19 protein-coding genes are annotated in these 18,907 nt (G+C 33.3%); 8 read left to right on the forward strand and 11 right to left on the reverse strand.

From position 1 onward, the window contains the following. Positions 1-173 precede the first annotated feature (173 nt). The 6 genes from ABD859_RS04975 (at position 174) to ABD859_RS05000 (ending at position 5,331) form a co-directional block, all read left to right on the forward strand. Positions 174-1,355: an ankyrin repeat domain-containing protein gene (locus tag ABD859_RS04975; protein ID WP_345141103.1), complete on the forward strand. Its 1,182-nt coding sequence runs from the start codon at positions 174-176 to the stop codon at positions 1,353-1,355. A gap of 30 nt (positions 1,356-1,385) precedes the next feature. Then, entirely contained in the window at positions 1,386-2,738 is a 1,353-nt protein-coding gene (locus ABD859_RS04980; protein WP_345141106.1) for an ankyrin repeat domain-containing protein, read from the forward strand. 48 nt (positions 2,739-2,786) lie between these two features. Further along, positions 2,787-3,656, forward strand: a complete 870-nt coding sequence (locus ABD859_RS04985) for a hypothetical protein (RefSeq protein WP_345141109.1) — start codon at positions 2,787-2,789, stop codon at positions 3,654-3,656. Positions 3,657-3,764: 108 nt separating this feature from the next. Further along, positions 3,765-4,319, forward strand: coding sequence for a hypothetical protein (locus tag ABD859_RS04990; RefSeq protein WP_345141112.1), 555 nt, complete (start codon positions 3,765-3,767; stop codon positions 4,317-4,319). 206 nt (positions 4,320-4,525) lie between these two features. Then, positions 4,526-4,993, forward strand: a complete 468-nt coding sequence (locus ABD859_RS04995; RefSeq protein ID WP_345141116.1) for an Imm26 family immunity protein — start codon at positions 4,526-4,528, stop codon at positions 4,991-4,993. A 101-nt stretch (positions 4,994-5,094) separates the two neighbouring features. Then, the gene (locus ABD859_RS05000; RefSeq protein ID WP_345141119.1) at positions 5,095-5,331 is read left to right on the forward strand and encodes a hypothetical protein; all 237 of its coding nucleotides are present in this window, start codon (positions 5,095-5,097) and stop codon (positions 5,329-5,331) included. Positions 5,332-5,497: 166 nt separating this feature from the next. Here the strand turns inward: ABD859_RS05000 and ABD859_RS05005 are convergent, their stop codons facing one another. From ABD859_RS05005 to ABD859_RS05055, 11 genes are all read right to left on the reverse strand, one after another. Beyond that, positions 5,498-5,728 carry a ferredoxin gene (locus ABD859_RS05005; RefSeq protein ID WP_039118414.1) on the reverse strand — a complete coding sequence of 77 codons (231 nt, stop codon included), beginning with the start codon at positions 5,726-5,728 and terminating at the stop codon, positions 5,498-5,500. Further along, positions 5,728-6,969 carry a peptidase U32 family protein gene (locus tag ABD859_RS05010; RefSeq protein ID WP_345141122.1) on the reverse strand — a complete coding sequence of 414 codons (1,242 nt, stop codon included), beginning with the start codon at positions 6,967-6,969 and terminating at the stop codon, positions 5,728-5,730. The genes ABD859_RS05005 and ABD859_RS05010 overlap by 1 nt, the downstream gene beginning before the upstream one ends. 212 nt (positions 6,970-7,181) lie before the next feature. Continuing rightward, entirely contained in the window at positions 7,182-8,540 is a 1,359-nt protein-coding gene (trhO, locus tag ABD859_RS05015; protein WP_345141125.1) for an oxygen-dependent tRNA uridine(34) hydroxylase TrhO, read from the reverse strand. 220 nt (positions 8,541-8,760) lie between these two features. Then, positions 8,761-9,171: a BrxA/BrxB family bacilliredoxin gene (locus ABD859_RS05020; RefSeq protein WP_345141128.1), complete on the reverse strand. Its 411-nt coding sequence runs from the start codon at positions 9,169-9,171 to the stop codon at positions 8,761-8,763. A 138-nt stretch (positions 9,172-9,309) separates the two neighbouring features. Next, a complete protein-coding gene (locus ABD859_RS05025; RefSeq protein ID WP_345141131.1) occupies positions 9,310-9,714 on the reverse strand; it encodes an ArsR/SmtB family transcription factor in 405 nt (134 codons plus the stop codon). Between the two features lie 355 nt (positions 9,715-10,069). Then, entirely contained in the window at positions 10,070-10,861 is a 792-nt protein-coding gene (locus ABD859_RS05030; protein WP_345141134.1) for a tetratricopeptide repeat protein, read from the reverse strand. A 3-nt stretch (positions 10,862-10,864) separates the two neighbouring features. After that, positions 10,865-12,049, reverse strand: coding sequence for a lycopene cyclase family protein (locus tag ABD859_RS05035; RefSeq protein ID WP_345141137.1), 1,185 nt, complete (start codon positions 12,047-12,049; stop codon positions 10,865-10,867). Positions 12,050-12,066: 17 nt separating this feature from the next. Continuing rightward, complete coding sequence (locus ABD859_RS05040; RefSeq protein ID WP_345141140.1) at positions 12,067-12,531, reverse strand: thioredoxin family protein; 465 nt, start codon at positions 12,529-12,531, stop codon at positions 12,067-12,069. A gap of 219 nt (positions 12,532-12,750) precedes the next feature. Further along, on the reverse strand, positions 12,751-15,003 hold the full coding sequence (locus tag ABD859_RS05045; protein WP_345141143.1) for a TonB-dependent receptor: 2,253 nt from the start codon (positions 15,001-15,003) through the stop codon (positions 12,751-12,753). 183 nt (positions 15,004-15,186) lie between these two features. Next, positions 15,187-16,095, reverse strand: a complete 909-nt coding sequence (locus tag ABD859_RS05050) for an NAD(P)/FAD-dependent oxidoreductase (RefSeq protein WP_345141146.1) — start codon at positions 16,093-16,095, stop codon at positions 15,187-15,189. 11 nt (positions 16,096-16,106) lie between these two features. After that, positions 16,107-16,460: a MerC domain-containing protein gene (locus tag ABD859_RS05055; RefSeq protein ID WP_345141149.1), complete on the reverse strand. Its 354-nt coding sequence runs from the start codon at positions 16,458-16,460 to the stop codon at positions 16,107-16,109. 93 nt (positions 16,461-16,553) lie between these two features. On the opposite strand from ABD859_RS05055, the gene ABD859_RS05060 reads away from it, so the two are divergent. Then, positions 16,554-16,946, forward strand: a complete 393-nt coding sequence (locus ABD859_RS05060; RefSeq protein WP_345141152.1) for a Fur family transcriptional regulator — start codon at positions 16,554-16,556, stop codon at positions 16,944-16,946. A gap of 74 nt (positions 16,947-17,020) precedes the next feature. Beyond that, positions 17,021-18,889 (forward strand): Nramp family divalent metal transporter, encoded by a 1,869-nt coding sequence (locus tag ABD859_RS05065; protein WP_345141155.1) that lies wholly within the window; start codon positions 17,021-17,023, stop codon positions 18,887-18,889. Positions 18,890-18,907: the final 18 nt, after the last annotated feature.

Consider the following 18,907-nt stretch of genomic DNA (forward strand, 5'->3'; position numbering starts at 1 on the left):
TTTTCTAAAATGGCTTATTATGTTCGTTTTATGCCGTAAATAGTCACTTTTACTTTTTATACTGAAATATATTTGCGATTTTTATGTTTTATCTTACAGCGCCGTTTGAAAACCCAGTCATTTCAAACAAACTGTATAAAACTTATTCCTTATTTCTAAAAATATATTTCAAAATGCAAGCACAAAACCAAATTGAAAGTTTTCTATTTCAAAAAAAATTTGATGAGGCAAGAGAATGCCTGAACAACGGAGAGAAATTTAACGATCAGTATCTTAAAAACAATTTTTCTCAAATTACTTCTATAATTTTTGAAGCTAAAGAAATTGACTTTTTCGACAGATTAATAAAAGCGGGGTTTATTGAAACTGATATTTACGAATTGGACAGTTTTGAAAGATCATTTTTTAATTCACTGACCAGATCTGTAAAAGATGATGATGAATCGTTATCTTTTTTTAAAGAATTAATGTCAAGAATTGACAATGTTAATGATGAAATCAGCGATCAAACACTACTAGGTTATTTTTTTGAAAAAGGTGTTTCTCCAAAAATTATAAAATCGCTTATAGAAGATTCCGGATGCAGTACTCAGTTTAAAAATAATGCCGGAGAAAATTTCATTCATAAAATATTAAATACGTACGGCTTAGAAACTGAAAAAGTCAAAGAATACATATCAATACTTCTTGATAACGGTGTTGATATTAACGAAAAGAATATAGTGGGGACAACTCCAATAATTCTCGCTGTAAAAAGAAACAGAAAAGACGTCTTGCAGTTCTTATTAGAAAATGGTGCGGATCCTAATGAAACTGATAATCAGGAAAACAGTGCTTTTTATTACGCTGCGGCCGAACAGTTTTCTATACCGATGTATGAACTTTTAGCAGAATCATCATCAGCCAATTTTAATACTATAAATAAAAACGGAAAAACTTTACTTACAGAGTATATTCGAATGATGTCGGATTCTGAATACGATCTGAATTCATTACAAAGATTATTGTCAGATGGAGCCGATTTAAATCACTGCGCGCAATATTATGGAAATCCAAAATCAGGTATTGATTATATTGTTGAGAAGAAATCAGGTATTTTAAAATCTGTTTTAGAGAATGTTTCTTTAGATGTAAACGAACAAGACAATCAGGGCAACACTCTTTTACACAAAGTCTGTGCATATAATGTGAACTATGATGCCGAAATGGCAAAAGAAACATACAGAAAAGTAAAACTATTATTAGATCAGGGTGCCGATATCTCGATTACAAACGATAAAGATGAAACGGCATTAATGCTGGCATCTGGAGACAACCTTAAAATAAAAACGGTTGAACTTTTAATGAAACAATAAAACTGATTATTTACTTAAAAAACTTTATACATGTCAATGTCATTTATAGTGGCCTGCGAAAACGGGAACAGAAAAATAGCCGAATTACTGCTTCAAAATAAAGAAGTCGATGTAAAATATACTGACGAAAGAGGAAGAACTGCACTTCATTATGCTGCACACAGAGGTTATCTGGATATTGTAAAAATTTTAACCGAAGAAGGCGCCGATATTAATTATGAAGATCATCAGGGAGAAACACCTTTATACTTTGCCTGTCTTCAAAAACAGAAACAAACTGCTTTATATCTTTTAGAAAACGGGGCAGAAATTACTAAGAATGATAAATACGGAAATAGCCTGCTGCATCTGGTAGCTCAAACTGCTCAAGTCGAAATTGCAACAAAGTTGCTTGAAGCAGGAATAGATGTTAATTTACTGAATAACAACGGAGAAAGTCCACTAATACTAGCTTCAACAAAACTAAACAGAGAAATTATTCAACTGCTTTTAGACAAAGGTGCCGATATTAATATAACAGATAAACAAGGAAATACTCCCTTATTATTCGCCTGTTATACCAAATCAATTCCTATGGTAACATTGCTTCTTGATAATGGCGCAGATGTAAATCACGTAAATCATTCTGGCGAAAACGCACTTTTAATTGCTTGTTACGAAACCAACAGAATACTTGCTAAATTATTAGTAGAAAGAGGAGCCGATGTATTTACATCAAACAACAATGGCTACTCGCCTATTTGGTACGCTTGCGCAAATAATCAAAAAGAAATTGTGGCTTTGTTTCTAGAAAATGGAGTCGATGTTAATTACAGCAAACCTGCTGCTGGCGATACTTCATCAATGAATGATTATCTGGACTGGATTACAAGTGCATCCAGCATTGCCAACGAATCTAGTTTTACACTAAACAGCTCTTACAGCTATGGCGGAGAAACTCTTTTGCATGTAGCGACAAAAAAAGGAAATCTGAGCATGGTAAAATTACTTATTGAAGCCGGAGCAGATATTAACATTCAGGACGAGTCTGGAAATACACCATTGCATTACAGCGCAGCCAATGGCAAAAAAGATGTTGTAAAATATCTCTTAGACAACAAAGCCGATGCTTCAATCGTAAACGTAAAAGAACAAAAAGCGATTGATTACTCAAACGTAAAAGGTTTCAATGAAATTACAGAACTAATCCTGAAATACGCTCCTTCGGGAACTGTTGTAAATCCAATTCAAACAGCACAACCAGTTCAAGCATCAAATACAGATTCTTCAAACTCAATGGAGGCAAAGAAAAAAGCGTTAATGGATTTAAAAGAACTTCTGGATGCCGGTATTTTGACTTCGGAAGAATTTGAAAGTGAAAAAAGTAAAATTCTGAAAGGGTAGTTTTCAAAGGATGTTATGTTTTTAAGAGTCATCATACAATAAAGCAATATGAATTTTTTCATTTTTAGGAACAAAAAAATGCCTTGGGGTGATTATGGCGATGCTCTGCTTGTAGGCTTTGCATATCCTGACCAAAAAGATGAATCAAAAATTTTGATAGACCGTACAGGTCCATTTGTTCCACCAATTTATACTTGGGCAAGAATGATTTTAATTTCCGACACGTTGAAACAAAAATTAGAAAAGTCGGATCTAAAAGGTTTTGAATATCAAAAAACTTTTTTCCATAAAATTGTCAATTTAGATTGGACAAAATGGGATTTAAATGGAGATAATCCTAAAGTATTCCCAAATGGAGGCGATCCGGAAAATTATATTTTTGGACAAAAACATAGTCCGGAAACTGTCGAAAAAATGGAAAAAATTTGGTGCTTAAAACTGGACAATAAAACACTAACAGGCCGAAGAGAAAGAAATGTTTCAAGCAATCAAGATCTTTTTATTATTGAAAACTCATGGACAGAAAATGACATTTTCAATAGTGAGGGTGTGGGTTATACTTTCTTTTCTGAAAAAGCAAAATTATGGTTTGAAAATAATGCTGATAATTTTGCAAATTTTGAGGCTTTCAATTCTAAAGTTGCAACACAGGAAGAAATTGATTTTGCCGTAGATTATATAAAACCAAGGCCTCAAAAAATTGATCCATTTGCTCATCTTACACCAAAAGACTGGAAAACATATCAAAAACTTATAGATCAGGCCAATAAATTCATAGCAAAATCAAATACTGACAAAACAGAAAAATCTAAGCTGATAAATATAAATCGAGCAATTGAAAGTTTAAAAAAGGCCGAACAAATAAGACCTTTAGCAAAAAAAGATCAGCAATTATTAAATAAATTAAGATTGTTTTAAAGTATTTTTTGAGTGATATGACAATTTGAAACCAAAAAGGAAAACAACAAAAAAGATATTCATTAAAATAATTCACAAATAGTAAAAGTTAAACTTAAAAAACATAAAATGATGTTTGATATTGTATCTGTAATCTCGAAGCATACTGCTTTTTTAGAAAATAAATTATTGCAGCTTGATCTAAGTCAAAGAAAAAGTATTAGCAAAGCTTTTATCAGGCTATTTTTTCTATTGCCCAATGCTAAAGAATGTATCAAACATCATTTAAAAATTGAAATTGAAGAAGATAAAACACTTAGTGATTTAGAAAATAATAATCTTCAATATTTTAAAGATGCATTAAAAAACTATAATGCTGAAATTGACGAATATGCAGACAATTTTGAAGAACTCGAACCAATGGAAATCAACATTATCAGCGGATTTGAGAACTGCATACATGCGTCTCAAAAATCAGAATATGCTCTTTACAATTTTTTATTACTGATTGATATTCTGGATTATTATGAAAATTTCTCCGAAAAACGTGAATACTGGAACAATCTTTTAAAAGAAGAAATTGAGTTTCAACAGAGAATTGCAGAACAGATTTCAAATGGCGAAAGTATTGAAGAAAATGTCTATTTAAATCGTTACCAAAAAGTTCTGTTTGATGAAATTTAGAATATAAAATTCTAATAAATAATTTAAAAACGAAATCAGAAAATTTTAATACAGAAAAAATCTTTGGTAAATCTGCTAAAAAAACGGGTTTTATGGTTCACGAATTAGACGTTTATTAATACAAAAAAGTCAAGGTTTTCAAATCATTGAAAATGAAATAAACAACTATGATGAGGAGTAATTTCATTATGTTATAATTTATGAAAATGGAAGACAAAAAAACAACTGTTTTGTACAACGAAGAAAAATCAAGTAAATGGCCTCGAAAAGGAGATTTATTTTATTTAAAAACAACAGACGGTTATTATTTTGGCCAGGTTTTTTCTGAAAGAATGAAAATCGGTCCATTTAAAAATGCATTACTTGTATGTTTTTTCAAATCTAAATACAATTCTTTATCCTGTAATATTGAAAATATATCGAGAGAATTGCTCACTCCTCCTATCATCACAGACAATTCATGCTGGAAAAAAGGAATTTTTAAAACTATAACAAACCAAAATATTGATGAAGAATTATTTAATCGATTATTATTAGTTAATCCTTTAAACAATAGAATTTATAATCTTGATGATCACTTGTATGAAAATCATTTAAAAGGTATGATACTAGCGGAAAGAAGTCTTAATTTTTATAAAGCAGTAATATCTTCAATAGAAAACGTAATAAATTAATTTTGAAGAAAATGAAAAAATAGCCGTATTGTATTTGTCTGGGAGACAAACTTATTATTAATCTATTTAATAATGAAATTGAAGAATTAATAGATTGTTCAATGGATGGAGGTGCTCCATTATATTTCATAATGGGTACAGATGCGTGGCTGGAAATACAAAAAGAAGAAGAAATTATAAGTCTTGTTGCCCGAAATTATCATAAAACATATTTTTCCTGTTCAATTGATAATGAAACTTTTGAAAAAATAAAATTCTATGAAGAATGTGGGATAATTGTAATAACATGTTCTAAAAGAATTTCCGGCAAAAGATTTGACAGAAAATTTAAATGCTGATTCAACTATAGCAGACGTTGACGAATGAATTGAGAATAAAATTAATTCCGAAAATATGGATTTAGAAGGCCTGATATTTTGTTATTATATAAAACAGGCAAGAAAAAAATATCATGGAAATCATTATATAGATTAAGAATTAATATCAGATTATTAATAGTCTTAATTAAGTTTCCTTAACCGTAATAATCTTAACCGGACAAGCTTTTGCCGCCAATTCGCAACTCTCTACAATCGCATGATTTGGCGATTTTAAAGTAAAAAATCCTTTTGCGTTCTGCGAATGTAACAAAACCGATTTTCCGTCTTTTTTTGACATTTGAAAGTGAACCGGATCCATTTCGACACAATAATTACAGCCAATGCATTTGTCTCTTTGCAAAGTGATAATAACCATTACGCTTCTACAATTTTATATAGTTTGTCTGACATTCTGATTCTAAATGGAAGTTTCAAACTGCAATCGTCACCTTTTGTTGCTTTTTCTCCAGCAATATCGTTCACAAACATTTCTTCAATAATCATTTCCTGAGCGCCTCTACTTGGACCTGTAACGAGAATTTTATCGCCGACTTTAATATCGTAAGCTTCAATTTTAAATTGTCCAACTTCTGCTTTTGGGAAATAATGAGTTCCTTTCCCCACATAAACCTTTTTCTGAGTCGCTGCAGAACCTGGAATATCGCTCCACTCCCCTAGTTCTTGACCCAAATAATATCCAGACCAAAAGCCGCGATTATAAACCGTGTTTAAAGCTTCCATCCAAACTGTTGTTTTTTCTTTTGAGAAAGTTCCTTTATAATAGGCGTCAATAGCTTCGCGATAGGTTTTAGTGACGGTTGCCACATATTCCGGTGCGCGTCCACGTCCTTCTAATTTTAAAACCTGAATTCCAGAATCTATAACCTGATCTAAGAAATCGATTGTACATAAATCTTTTGGCGACATCATGTATTCATTATCCAATTCGATTTCAAAACCAGTTTCCTGATCTATAACAGTATATTTTTTTCGGCAGTTTTGCTTACATGCACCTCGATTGGCAGATGAATTATGTGAATGCAGACTCAAATAACATTTACCTGAAACCGCCATACACAAAGCGCCATGACCAAAAATTTCAATTTCGACTAAATTTCCGTTTGGCCCTTTGATTTGTTCTTTTTCAATTTGTTCAGTGATTTTCTTGACCTGACGTAAACTTAATTCACGACTTAAAACCATTGTATCAGCAAATAAACTATAGAATCTGATTGTTTCAATATTGGTAATATTCAACTGTGTCGAAATATGCACTTCCATTGCAATAGACCTCGCCATTGCAATTACAGCTTGGTCAGACGCAATTACAGCTGTAATATTAGCTTCTTTGGCTTTAATTAATAATGTTTTTACAACCGATAAATCGTGATCGTAAATTATGGTGTTTAATGTCAAATAGCTTCGAACATTTTTGGTTTCGCAGCGTTTAGCAATCTCTGGTAAATCTTCGATCGTAAAATTTACTGTCGAACGTGCACGCATGTTCAGCTGTTCAACACCAAAGTAAATAGAATCGGCTCCGTTATCAAGTGCAGCTTGTAACGAATCAAAGCTCCCTGCTGGAGCCATTAGTTCGATTTTGTTGGTAAGTGTCATTGTTTTTGCTTTGTGTTTCCAAGGCTTAAACCATTGGTTATATTCGTTTTTCGAATCTAGTCTTAACAATCGGCAAAAATAATATGGTCGTAGATTACATTTTATGATTTAAATCATGGTTTATATTTTAAAAACTATTCGCAGCAATTTATTTAAAAAAAATAACCCACAGTTTAAACCGTGGGTTATGTAGTATTCTGTAACGTTGAATGTTAATTTACAATTTTATATAATTTATCTGACAAACGAATACGGAAAGGAACTTCAAAAGTAACCTTATCACCAATTTTAGCAGATTGAGTTTCTGCTCCGTTTACTACTAATTTTTCTAAAACCATTTCCTGATCTCCAGTTGTTGGCCCGGAAATTAAGATTTTGTCTCCAGCATTAAGTTCGTGGTTTTCTATAGTAAATTGTGCTACTTGCGCTTTAACGTAGTAATGTTCTGCTTTTCCAAGTAACACTTTTTTGATTTTTATTTTCTGACGAATATCCGCTGCTTTTTGTGCTGTTGCCAAAGCCGTTTCCGGCAGTTCGCCTGAATGTTTGAATTTCAGGTTTTCAGATTTTCCTTTTCTGAACACTTTATTTCCAACTTGTTTTCCGGTTCTTAAACGAACCTGGTCAACCAAAGGCATGTGGATAATTTCCAGACATTCTGTAGAACAACAGTTTTCCATTGCTGCTTTACATTCATCACATTGAATAAACAATAAGTGACAACCGTCGTTCTCGCAATTCGTGTGATTATCACAAGGTTTTCCGCATTGGTGGCATTGCGAAATAATATCGTCTGTAATTCTTTCGCCCAGACGATTATCAAATACGAAGTTCTTTCCGATGAATTTACTTTCTAAACCTTCTTCTTCAAGTTGTTTTTTGTAATTGATGATTCCACCTTCCAGCTGGTACACGTTTTTGAAACCTTGATGTTTAAAGTATGCGCTCGCCTTTTCGCAACGGATCCCGCCTGTGCAATACATTACGAGGTTTTTATCGTCTTTATGATCTTTAAGCTGTTCGTTGATAATTGGCAAACTCTCTCTAAAAGTTTCAACATCTGGAGTAATGGCGCCTTTAAAATGTCCTACTTCACTTTCGTAGTGATTTCTAAAATCTACTACAATTGTGTTTGGATCATCCAATATATCGTTGAATTCTTTGGCTTTTAAATGAACGCCAATATTAGTTACATCAAAAGTTTCATCGTTAAGACCATCTGCAACTATTTTGTCACGTACTTTGATCGTTAATTTTAAAAACGAATGATCATCATGTTCTACGGCTTCATTCAAACGAATGCCTTTCATAAAATCGTAAACTTCTAAAGTCGCTCTAAAAGCTTCCAGATTTTCTTCCGGAATACTCATTTGAGCATTTATTCCTTCTGTGGCAACATAAATTCGGCCAAGTGCATCGAGTGCGTTCCAGGCAATAAATAAATCGTCGCGAAATTTTTTTGGATCTTGAATTTTGGCATACGCATAGAAAGACAACGTAAGACGTTGTTTACCTGCATCATCGATCATGATGGCTCTTTCTTCTGCGCTTAAAGTGTTATACAGTTGCATGCTATAAACAGTTTTTAAGTTTAGAATATATTTTTTTGCAAAAATAGGTAAAAAGGCTCAAAGTTGCAAAGTAACAAAGTGACAAAGGTTTTTTTAGCTTTAGTGCATAAAAAAAGCACCAAATGGTGCTTTTCTAAATCTTTGTCGCTTTGTTACTTTGAACCTCTGTCCCTAAAACTTAGAAACTTAGTACCTCAGCAACTTAGAAGCTTAAAAAAAATTAACAAAACTCGTTAAACGCATCTTGCAAGTTCTCAGCGATCATTTCAGCTGGACGTCCTTCGATGTGGTGACGCTCTAACATGTGAACCAATTCTCCGTTTTTAAACAAAGCCATAGATGGCGAAGATGGAGGAAAAGGAAACATGTGTTGTCTTGCAGCATCAACAGCTTCTTTGTCAACTCCTGCAAAAACAGTGATTAAGTGATCCGGTTTTTTAGCTCCCTCTAAACTCATTTTAGCTCCCGGACGTGCATTTCTTGCAGCGCAACCGCAAACAGAATTTACAACAACTAAAGTGGTACCTTCAGCTTTGATAGCATTCTCAACAGCTTCAGCACTATGTAAATCTTGAAAACCTGCAGCTGTTAATTCAGCTTCCATTGGTTTCACCATTTCTTGTGGATACATATTTTTATTCTTTTAAATTTTACTTTTGATTTGCAAAGTTACAAAGTTTACTCGCAACTACTTAATTTGAAGTATAAAGTTTTGTTATAGTTAAATAATATATTTCGAATAAAACCTGTCTTTTAAGATGAAAGCTATTTAATCACCCAGATTCTCCTTTATGTTTTTATGTGGAAATTGATAATTATACTTTTTCAAATGACTGTTTCTGCCCTTAACCTGATGCCTGGTGGTTAAAATGGTTTTTTTATTGTGTTCTGGAATTTCAATTGTAGAAAGATAACTCGTTATGTATTTTTTTAATATTTGAATATTATCGAGCCCTATTGAATAAATTGTTTTCTTTCCTTCGTTTTTAACATTTACAAGATTAGCTTTTTTCAATTCTAATAAATGCTTTGATATTGTAGATTGTGCCAGAGGTATTAATTCAACTATTTCACCGCAAGTCCGGTTATTCCTTCTCCATAAAAGAGTCATGATCTGAATTCGTGTTGGATGTCCTAGTGCTTTACAAATCTTCCCAATAGATTTTGTTTCCATATCAAAATCTAAGCGCTTGCTAATTCCCATGTAACCTATAAATATTACTCATTATCGTAAATAGCCGATGATAATAATCCTATTTTATCTTTTTAAAAAAGAAACTAGTTTTATATTATTACGGAATTAACAAATCTAAATAGTGTTACTTTATTTTAAGTCCACTAAAAGCATTAAAAATATAACAATAAGACATTTTTACCTAAACGAAACAAAGCATTAATTTCCATTAAACAGTTTAAATTTAAAGACGTTAATGCTTTTTTTCGATAAATAAAAAGATGTTCTCAAAATGGTATATGAGAATAATTTAAAAATAGTCAGAAGAAAAATATGACGCAGATTGCCTTACTTATTATTTTTTCTTTTGATACGGATAAGTTTCATAAACCGTATTGTCTTCATTGATAGTAAATCCTTTTTTAGCATCTTCTTTCCCTTCATTTATTAAAGCCATAATTTCTTCTTTTGGTCTGCCTTTTTTATACCAGCAGATTCCCTTATAAAACTTTACATCAGAAAATTGAGGATAGATTTTTAGTGCTTTATCAAAAATTGCAATTGCTTCGTCTAACTTTTGGAGTTCATATTTCGCAATTGCCTGATAAAAATAGGCTGTAGGATGTTCCAATTGACTTCTGTTTTTATAGATGTCGTTTACATAATCATCAAAACACTTTTCCGCTTTTTCATATTCGTTGAGCTGTAAATAGCAAAGTCCGGTATAAAAGTTATAGGTATGATCCATAACATAACTGTTTCCATACAGTTTGATACATTCCTCAAAATCGGCGATGGCGCTTTTGTATGTTTTGGCAAAAATACATTTTATAAATCCTCGATAAGGAAGCCATTCCTGCTTATTGTAAAGAACTGCTTTGTCCAGATAAGGCATTCCGATTTCGTACTTTTTGCATTTAAAATACGGCATCGCTTTTAACTGCCATAATTGAGCGATAGTACTGTCTTTTTTTAAACCTTCATCAAGACAGGCCTGCCATTTGGCCATTTCTATATTGTAATCGTGTTTTTCGGCACAATTGGTTAAATATTCTTCTACAATTGCATCTTGTGCTTTGTTGAAAGAAACCTGTCCGAAAGAGAAGAGTGTAAAAAAGAAGCTGATTCCTAAAGTAATGTTTTTCAAAGGCTATGTTTTTGAGTTGAATTTGTTTGAAAGAAAAATCACTCTAAATAACGCTTTTAAAAATGGAATTTTGGGACATTTTAAAATAACTTTAACATCTTCAAGAAAAGTAGTTTCTTCATCTAAAAACTTAAAAATCAGTTTCGGATTTCCTTTTTTGAATAATGAAGAAAAAATCGAACTTCCTAGCTCGTTATAACGATACAGAATATCCAGAAGCAGTAAATCGTAAAACCAAAATCTGGATTTTTTATGAAAGTCTTTCATTTCGAAATTATCTTTTTGAAGAAACTCAATTAACTCGGAAGATTTTTTATCTGAATTTTTAAAAGTATAACCCGTACTTGCCTTTGTCCATCCACCGGCCGTGCCGATACTTAAAACACGCTTCGTATTCTTTTTCCAAAACGGAAAACAAGTCATTGGAATACTTCCTTGCTCTTTTTCGATAATTTCAAATTGTGATGCGTCCAGTTTTTGAAGATAAAGCTCAATTTCATTTTCGTATTCTTCAATCGGAAGCAGTTTTTCCGAAAACAAAGTATATTCTACCAAAGCTTCGGTTTTAGAAGTCGGTAAAACATACATAAATCTCGTATTCCCTTTTTGCTCTACCGAAAAATCCATGAAAGTGGCTTCATCGGGATTAAAAACTTCATTTTCCGATTTTATAAACCAACCCACAAAATGTTGCTGCAAAACGGGAAATTTGCTCTGATTTTCGGCGAAAGCCTTTGTATAAATACTGTTTAAAAGAAAATTACAAGTGTATCGGTTTTCTAAGGTTCCAACAAAAACATGTGTTTCGAGTTCATTAATGTCGGTTACTTTTTCGTTTAAGAAAGTAATATTTTGAGATTTTGAGATTTCATCAAAAACAAAAGTGTAGAAATCTAATCCGCTGATTTTATTATAAGTATATGGATTTATTTCAAGATCTCGTTTAAAATTTGCATTAGCAAACAAAGCAGAATCCCATTTTTTAGAAATAACAGAATCCCAAACTGATTTTTCTTTTTCCCAAAAACACCAGGTTCTGTCATTGGTTTTCTTTGCATCCTGATCAAGCAGTAAAATTGATTTATCAGTAAATTTTCCAGATAAAATCATTTTATAAACCGTCATTAAAGATGCCAGCCCGGTTCCTGTAAAGATGTAATCGAAATGTGGGATTTGCGAAGAATTCATTCTCAAAAATAGGAATTTTATTCTTTTAGTTTCTCCAAAAGCTGTTTAAAATCCTTTTGGCTGAGATAAAAATTGTACTGAAAAATAATCTCATTCTTTTCATTCAAAACACACAAAACAGGATAAGTAATTTGTTTGTTGATGGTTCCCAACTGTAAAGCCAGTTCATGAACGCCGACATTATTTCCCGTTGGTTTGTATTTGAATGTTTGGTTTTGAAAAGTAATGTCTCGTTTTTCCTCGGCATTAAAATCAATAAAGTAAAAATCAGAACTCAGTTTCTCGATAATTTCCTGATTTTTAAAAGTTGTCGCTTTCATTCGCTGGCAAAACTGACACCAATCGGTATGAATAAAAACGATGATTTTTCGTTTTTGAATTTGCTGTAAGCTGTCTACTTCTTCAAAAGTCCTGCCTTTTAACTGGCAGAATCCTGTTGAAGTTATTCCCGAGAAAAGAATGAGTAGAAATAGCTTTTTCATTTGTTTTTATTGTTGTTGTTTGCCACAGATTTCACAGATTAAAAGGATTTTTTTGCCACAAATTGCACAAATTTTCTATGCCAGGCTGGGCGGAGTCGAAGCCACGTCCAATTGGAACGTTTTTCGACTCTGCTCAGGGTAACACAGCAATAAATAAAATCCTTTTAATCTGTGAAATCTGTGGCAAAAAAATTCGTGTAATACGTGGCAAACGAATCTTTATCTAAAAGTATATCGCAATCCCAAAAATCCTCGAATAGTCTGGTTTTGTCCATAAACATAAGTCGTATCAAAAGTCAAACCGTACGGATTATCAGGCGTAACCAAAACTTTTCCAGCCGAATCATATTGCACATTTTTATCAAATGGATCATTCGTTCTCGAAATCAAAAACGGATTATTTTGTTTTGGTGTAAAGTTCAGCAAATTTTTAACGCCGCCGTAAACTTCAAAATCCTTCCACCCAGAATACGTAAACTGAATATTCTGAATACTGTACCAAGGCGATTTCGGACTTCTCGGATCGGTTTCGCTCAGCAAAGGCAATTTCATAGGACTATAAACATTTCCTGTATAATCTAACGACAAATTCCAAGGTTGGATTTTATACGAAATACTCCAAGTTCCCGTAAAGTTTTCTGTTAAAAAAGGTCTTTCAGAAATGCCGTCCTGCACATTTTTATTGTCTAAAACCGTCGCACCCAAAATAAATTTTAATCCCGAAGGAAAATTTAAATCAACATTCGTACTGATTCCCTGACTCAATGCATAACCATCAATATTATCATAAATGATTTTATTTGGATCTGATTCGTAATCTGAAATTATCTTATTACTGAATCTCGTGTAAAAAGCCGTAGTCTCGATTCCCATAAAAGTGCCATTTCCGAAATTGATTTTCTGAATATAATTCAAATTTACATTTACCGATTTCTCTGGATTCAGATTGTTAGCAATCACAACATCGCGTGAGCCTGTAAGCGCGGCGTGATCTTCAGTAAACAAATTCACAACTCTAAATCCTGTTCCAGCATTTAGTCGGAAAATCGTGTTTTCATTAGCTTTAAATCGATATGCAAATCGTGGTGTAAAAATTGATCCGTGAATGGAGTTGTAATCATATCGCATTCCTAACAAAACCTGACTTTTTGGAGAAAATGTAATTTCGTCTTGAACAAAAATCCCAGGAAGCCAAGTGTTTTCAGCTTCTTTTGTTGTGGGTGTATTATCATCGTAATATGTATAACGGCTTGCGATTCCAGCCAAAAGATCGTTTCTTCCAATCTTTTTATCCCAAGTCAATTGCAAAAATCCAATTTTCTGATTGGCGATATAAGAAGTTGTTCCGTATCGACTGTCTTGATAATGTACGTTTCCTGAGAACGAAAGCATTAGTTTTTCTTCAAAAGGTAATTGATAACTTCCGATCAATTCGGCTCTTTTCGTATAAATGCTTTCTCCGTAGATTTCGTCTCCGCCTCGATATTTCTTTTCCCAACGAATGTCTCCGCCCCAGCGGTCTTCGTACATTCCGCGTGCCGCAATGGTAAAAAGGCGATTGTGATTTCGTTGAAAACTCCATTTATTGAAAACCGAAATACGTTCAGAAAGCGTGACATCGGTAAAATTATCATGGTCTTTATCGATAACCTGATCGTAATTAAAGTAGTTTACACCAATAAGCGATATTGCTTTTTTGCCGACATTAAACTTCGCACCCAAATCGAGATTACTTTCAAAATAAGAAGTCGTAAAATAATCCGCAGAAAAAGTCGGCGCATTGGTTGGGTTTTTAGTAATAATATTGATTAAACCGCCGACAGCTTCACTTCCGTAAAGAGACGAAGCAGGGCCTTTTACAATCTCGATTCTTTCAACCAAAGAATTCGGAATTCCAGATAAACCATAAACCGTCGAAAGACTGCTCACAATTGGCATTCCGTCGATCATAACCAAAGTGTATGGACCTTCCAATCCGTTTATATGAATATCTCCAGTATTACAGACACCACAATTCAACTGCGGACGAACGCCATTTATGTTTTGAAGCGCATCATAAATACTCGGCGTTGGGTTTTTCTTGAAAAAGGTTGGAGAATAAACCTCAACCGGAACGGCACTTTCTAATCGTTTTACAGGTTTTAAAGTTCCTGAAACCACAACTTCGTTCAATTCGTTGTTGTCTTCCTGTAATTCAAAATCAAGATTTAAATTTTCATTTTCGAGTACTGAAATTCTTTGGGTTACAGATTTGAATCCAGTCGAGGTCACAACGATTTTATAATTCCCATTCGGAACATTTTCCAATTTATAAAATCCTAAAGAATCGGTTTGAGTTTTAAAGTTGGTATTTAACAAAGAAACTTTAATTTCTTGAACAATAGGAGTTGATGATGCTACTTTTCCAGAAATGTTTTGAGAGTAAATGTTTTTAGCAGTGAGTATTAATATTGTCAAAAATAAATATTTCATTATTATAAAATTAAATTTAGACAAATCTAAAAATTAAATTTGACAAATGATTATTCTAAAATCAAAAATTTTCAAACGGATTGAATTCAATATGTTAGATTTAAAAAAACAAACCATATAAGTCATATAAGTAAATTTATTTTTAGTTTAAATGAACTTATATGACTTATATGGTTTAAAAAACTATAAAAAATCCTCGTCGATAAGCTCCTTATTAATTACCGCTCCCGCGAAAGATCCTGTAGAAACCGCCAAAGCCACAGAACGCATTTGAGTTGTTGCATCTCCGCTTGCATAAATTCCCGGAATGTTGGTTTTCTGCATAAAATCGACTTTCAAATAGCCTTGTTCGTTTATTTCACAGCCTAAATCTTTTGGAAGCGAACAATGCTGTTCAAACGGAACTCTGGCGTAAATAGCTTTTACATCTATTTTTTCTCCATTTTTGAAAATGATATTTGAAACATAACCCAAATTGTGTTCGAAAGCCTCTATTTCTTCTTCTAAAATCAAAACGCCTTTTTTCTTCAGGATTTCGGTCTGTTCTGATGTTAGTTCTGATTTTCCGTTAGTGCATAATCTCAGGTCTTTTGTCCAGTTTGAAATCAGTTTGGCAAATTCAAATCCCATTTCTCCATTTGCAATAATCGCTGTTTTTTCATTTTTAACTTCGTAACCATGACAATACGGACAATGCAAAACCGAAATCCCCCAGCAATCTGCAAACCCTTTTATTTCTGGAAGCAAATCTTTTACGCCAGTTGCAAATAATACTTTTCGAGCCGTGAAAACATCTCCAGATTCGGTTGTGATTTCAAAACCATTTTCTGTTTTGAGTGCTTTTACCGCAAGTCCGTTATAAAACTGCACCGTTTTATACAATTCTACCTGAAGTTTGGCTTTCGCAGAAATTACAGCGGGCTTTTCACCATCTTGTGTAATAAAATTATGAGAATACGGTGTTTGTCTGTTGCAAGGCAGTCCACTGTCGATAATTAAAACCTGACGCAGAGCACGTCCTAAACTCATTCCGGCAGATAATCCGCTGTAGCTTCCGCCGATGATAATTACATCAAAATTCTTTTGTTCCATAACTAATGCTTTTAATGATTTTGTTTTCTGTGTAATTTGTAATTAATCAAATGCCCGATAATCATTCCGATTCCTCCAAAATAAATAAGATCGAGATGTATTTCTAAAAGAAGATCTGTCAAAATACTAATCCAGATTAATCCCATTGAAACTATCAAAATTGAAGAAACCAAAAGAGTTGATTTTTTCGTAATTTTGAAAACAGCAAATAAGCCTATCGAAGCAAATAGTAAATCGATAATTGGATTATGACTTAAGCCCAAAGGAAGGATTGTTAAAAGTGGAAAAATCAAACAATGAACAAGACAAATAGTGGCGCTTGAAATTCCTAAAATATCGTAAAAGGATGAGGTTATTTTCTTCATTATCTGTACATTTGTTTAATGCAATTTTGTTGCAAATATACACAATAAAATCAATTGCAACATTGTTGCGTTAATTTTTTAATTCAAAATAAAATGAAAACTACACGTAACACCACAGCAAGGACGGCCGTTTTAGAGGTTTTTGACAAATCTAAAACTGCGCTGTCTCACACCGAAATTCAAAAACAATTGAACGATGTCTGCGATCGCGTTACTATTTATAGAATTCTTGATCGTCTCGTAAACGAAGATATTGTTCACAAAATTTCGAATCTAGACGGAACGGTAAAATATGCAAAATGCAATCATTCGCATCAGCGTGTACACATTCATAATCATGCTCATTTCAGCTGTGAAAACTGTCATGAAATTACGTGTCTGGAAAGTGTAAAACCAAGTTACATTATGCCGCATAATTATAAAGTAAATGAGATCAACTTTACGCTTTCGGGATTATGCCCGAAATGTTTAAATTCTAACATTTAACTTTTAGACTCGTCTAAAAATATTGTTTCGCGAATATAATTTTTCTATATATTTGTGAAAACAATACTTTTACAATGGGTAAATCTTTAGAAGAGGTACACGAATCTGTCTCAACAGAACATAAAAAAACAGGATTTAGAAAAATTTTAGCCTTTTTAGGCCCGGCATATTTAGTCAGCGTTGGTTATATGGATCCAGGAAACTGGGCGACAGACATTGCCGGCGGAAGTCAGTTTGGTTATACTCTTGTCTGGGTTTTATTGATGAGTAACTTAATGGCTTTGCTGTTACAAAGCTTAAGTGCAAGACTCGGAATTGTAACGCAGCGAGATTTGGCACAGGCTTCTCGAGAAACCTATTCTAAATACATCAACTACGTTTTATATTTCCTTGCCGAAATTGCGATTGCTGCCTGTGATCTTGCTGAAGTTCTCGGAATGGCAATCGGAATTAATCTTCTTTTCGGAATTCCACTTCTCGAAGCAGTTTTAATTACCGTTCTAGATACATTTTTACTACTTTTCCTGATCAATAAAGGAATTCGCAAGATGGAAGCCTTCATTATTGCTTTGGTTGCGATTATAGGCTTTTCTTTTATTTTCGAAATGATTTTTGCCGAACCAGAAATGCATAAGGTTTTGGAAGGTTTGATTCCGTCAATTCCAAATTCAGCAGCTTTGTATATTGCAATCGGAATTATTGGAGCAACGGTTATGCCGCACAATCTTTATCTGCATTCTTCTTTGGTGCAAACCAGAAAATTTGACCGAACTCCAGCGGGAATCAAACAAGCTTTAAAATACAACTTCATCGATTCGACAATAGCACTTAATCTAGCCTTTTTTGTGAATGCAGCGATTCTGATTCTCGCTGCAGCAACCTTTCATAAAAATGGAATGTACGAAGTCGCGGAAATTCAGGATGCACATAAATTTCTCCAACCGCTTTTAGGGACAAAATGGGCGCCGGCTTTATTTGCCATTGCACTTATCGCAGCGGGACAAAGTTCTACCGTTACAGGAACTCTTGCCGGGCAAATCGTAATGGAAGGTTATTTACATTTTAGAATTCAACCTTGGGTTCGTAGAATTATCACTCGGTTGATTGCGATTATCCCTGCCGTTATCGTGATTTTGATTTATGGTGAAAGCGTTACCGGAAAATTATTAATCTTAAGTCAGGTTATTTTGAGTCTGCAGCTTGGTTTTGCAATTATTCCGCTGATCCATTTTGTAAGTGATAAATCGAAAATGAACGGTTTTCATATTTCAAAAACGACTCAGGTGGTTTCTTGGATCATTGCTTCGATCATCGTTTCATTGAATGCCAAATTGGTTTATGACGAAATTACTTCTTGGCTGGAAACTTCAGATAATCCGATAATCTTGTGGTTAACTGTAGTACCCTTGGCGATAGGGCTTGCCGGTTTATTACTTTATATCATCTTTAAACCTTTCATTGCAAAAGCAAAATTGAAAACAGTCAATCACTCTCCACATAATCTAAAACTTAAATTTTCTCCAAAAGAAAGTCAAAGTATTAAAAATATAGCTATTTCTGTTGATTTCTCGAATGCCGATGAAGTCGCTTTAAACAAAGCATTTGAATTAGGCGGAATTGAAGCTCAATATACTTTAATCCATATTGTAGAAACTGTCGGGGCATTGATGTACGGTGTTCATGTTCACGATCACGAAACTACAATCGACGAAAAGCTTTTACTGCAATATAAAGATATGCTAACCGAAAAAGGTTTCAAGATTCAAACAGAACTCGGTTTTGGTAAACCCAACAAAGTAATTCCGAAAATTATAAACGATGGAAATTTCGATATCTTGGTTATGGGAACCCACGGCCACACTGGACTAAAAGATATTCTTTTTGGCACAACGGTAGACAAATTGAGACATAAAATTTCAATACCTTTGTTGATTGTTAAATGAGAGGCGCTAAGCTACTGA

The organism is Flavobacterium ginsengiterrae, assembly GCF_039539785.1.
In the GTDB taxonomy this organism is placed as follows: domain Bacteria; phylum Bacteroidota; class Bacteroidia; order Flavobacteriales; family Flavobacteriaceae; genus Flavobacterium; species Flavobacterium ginsengiterrae.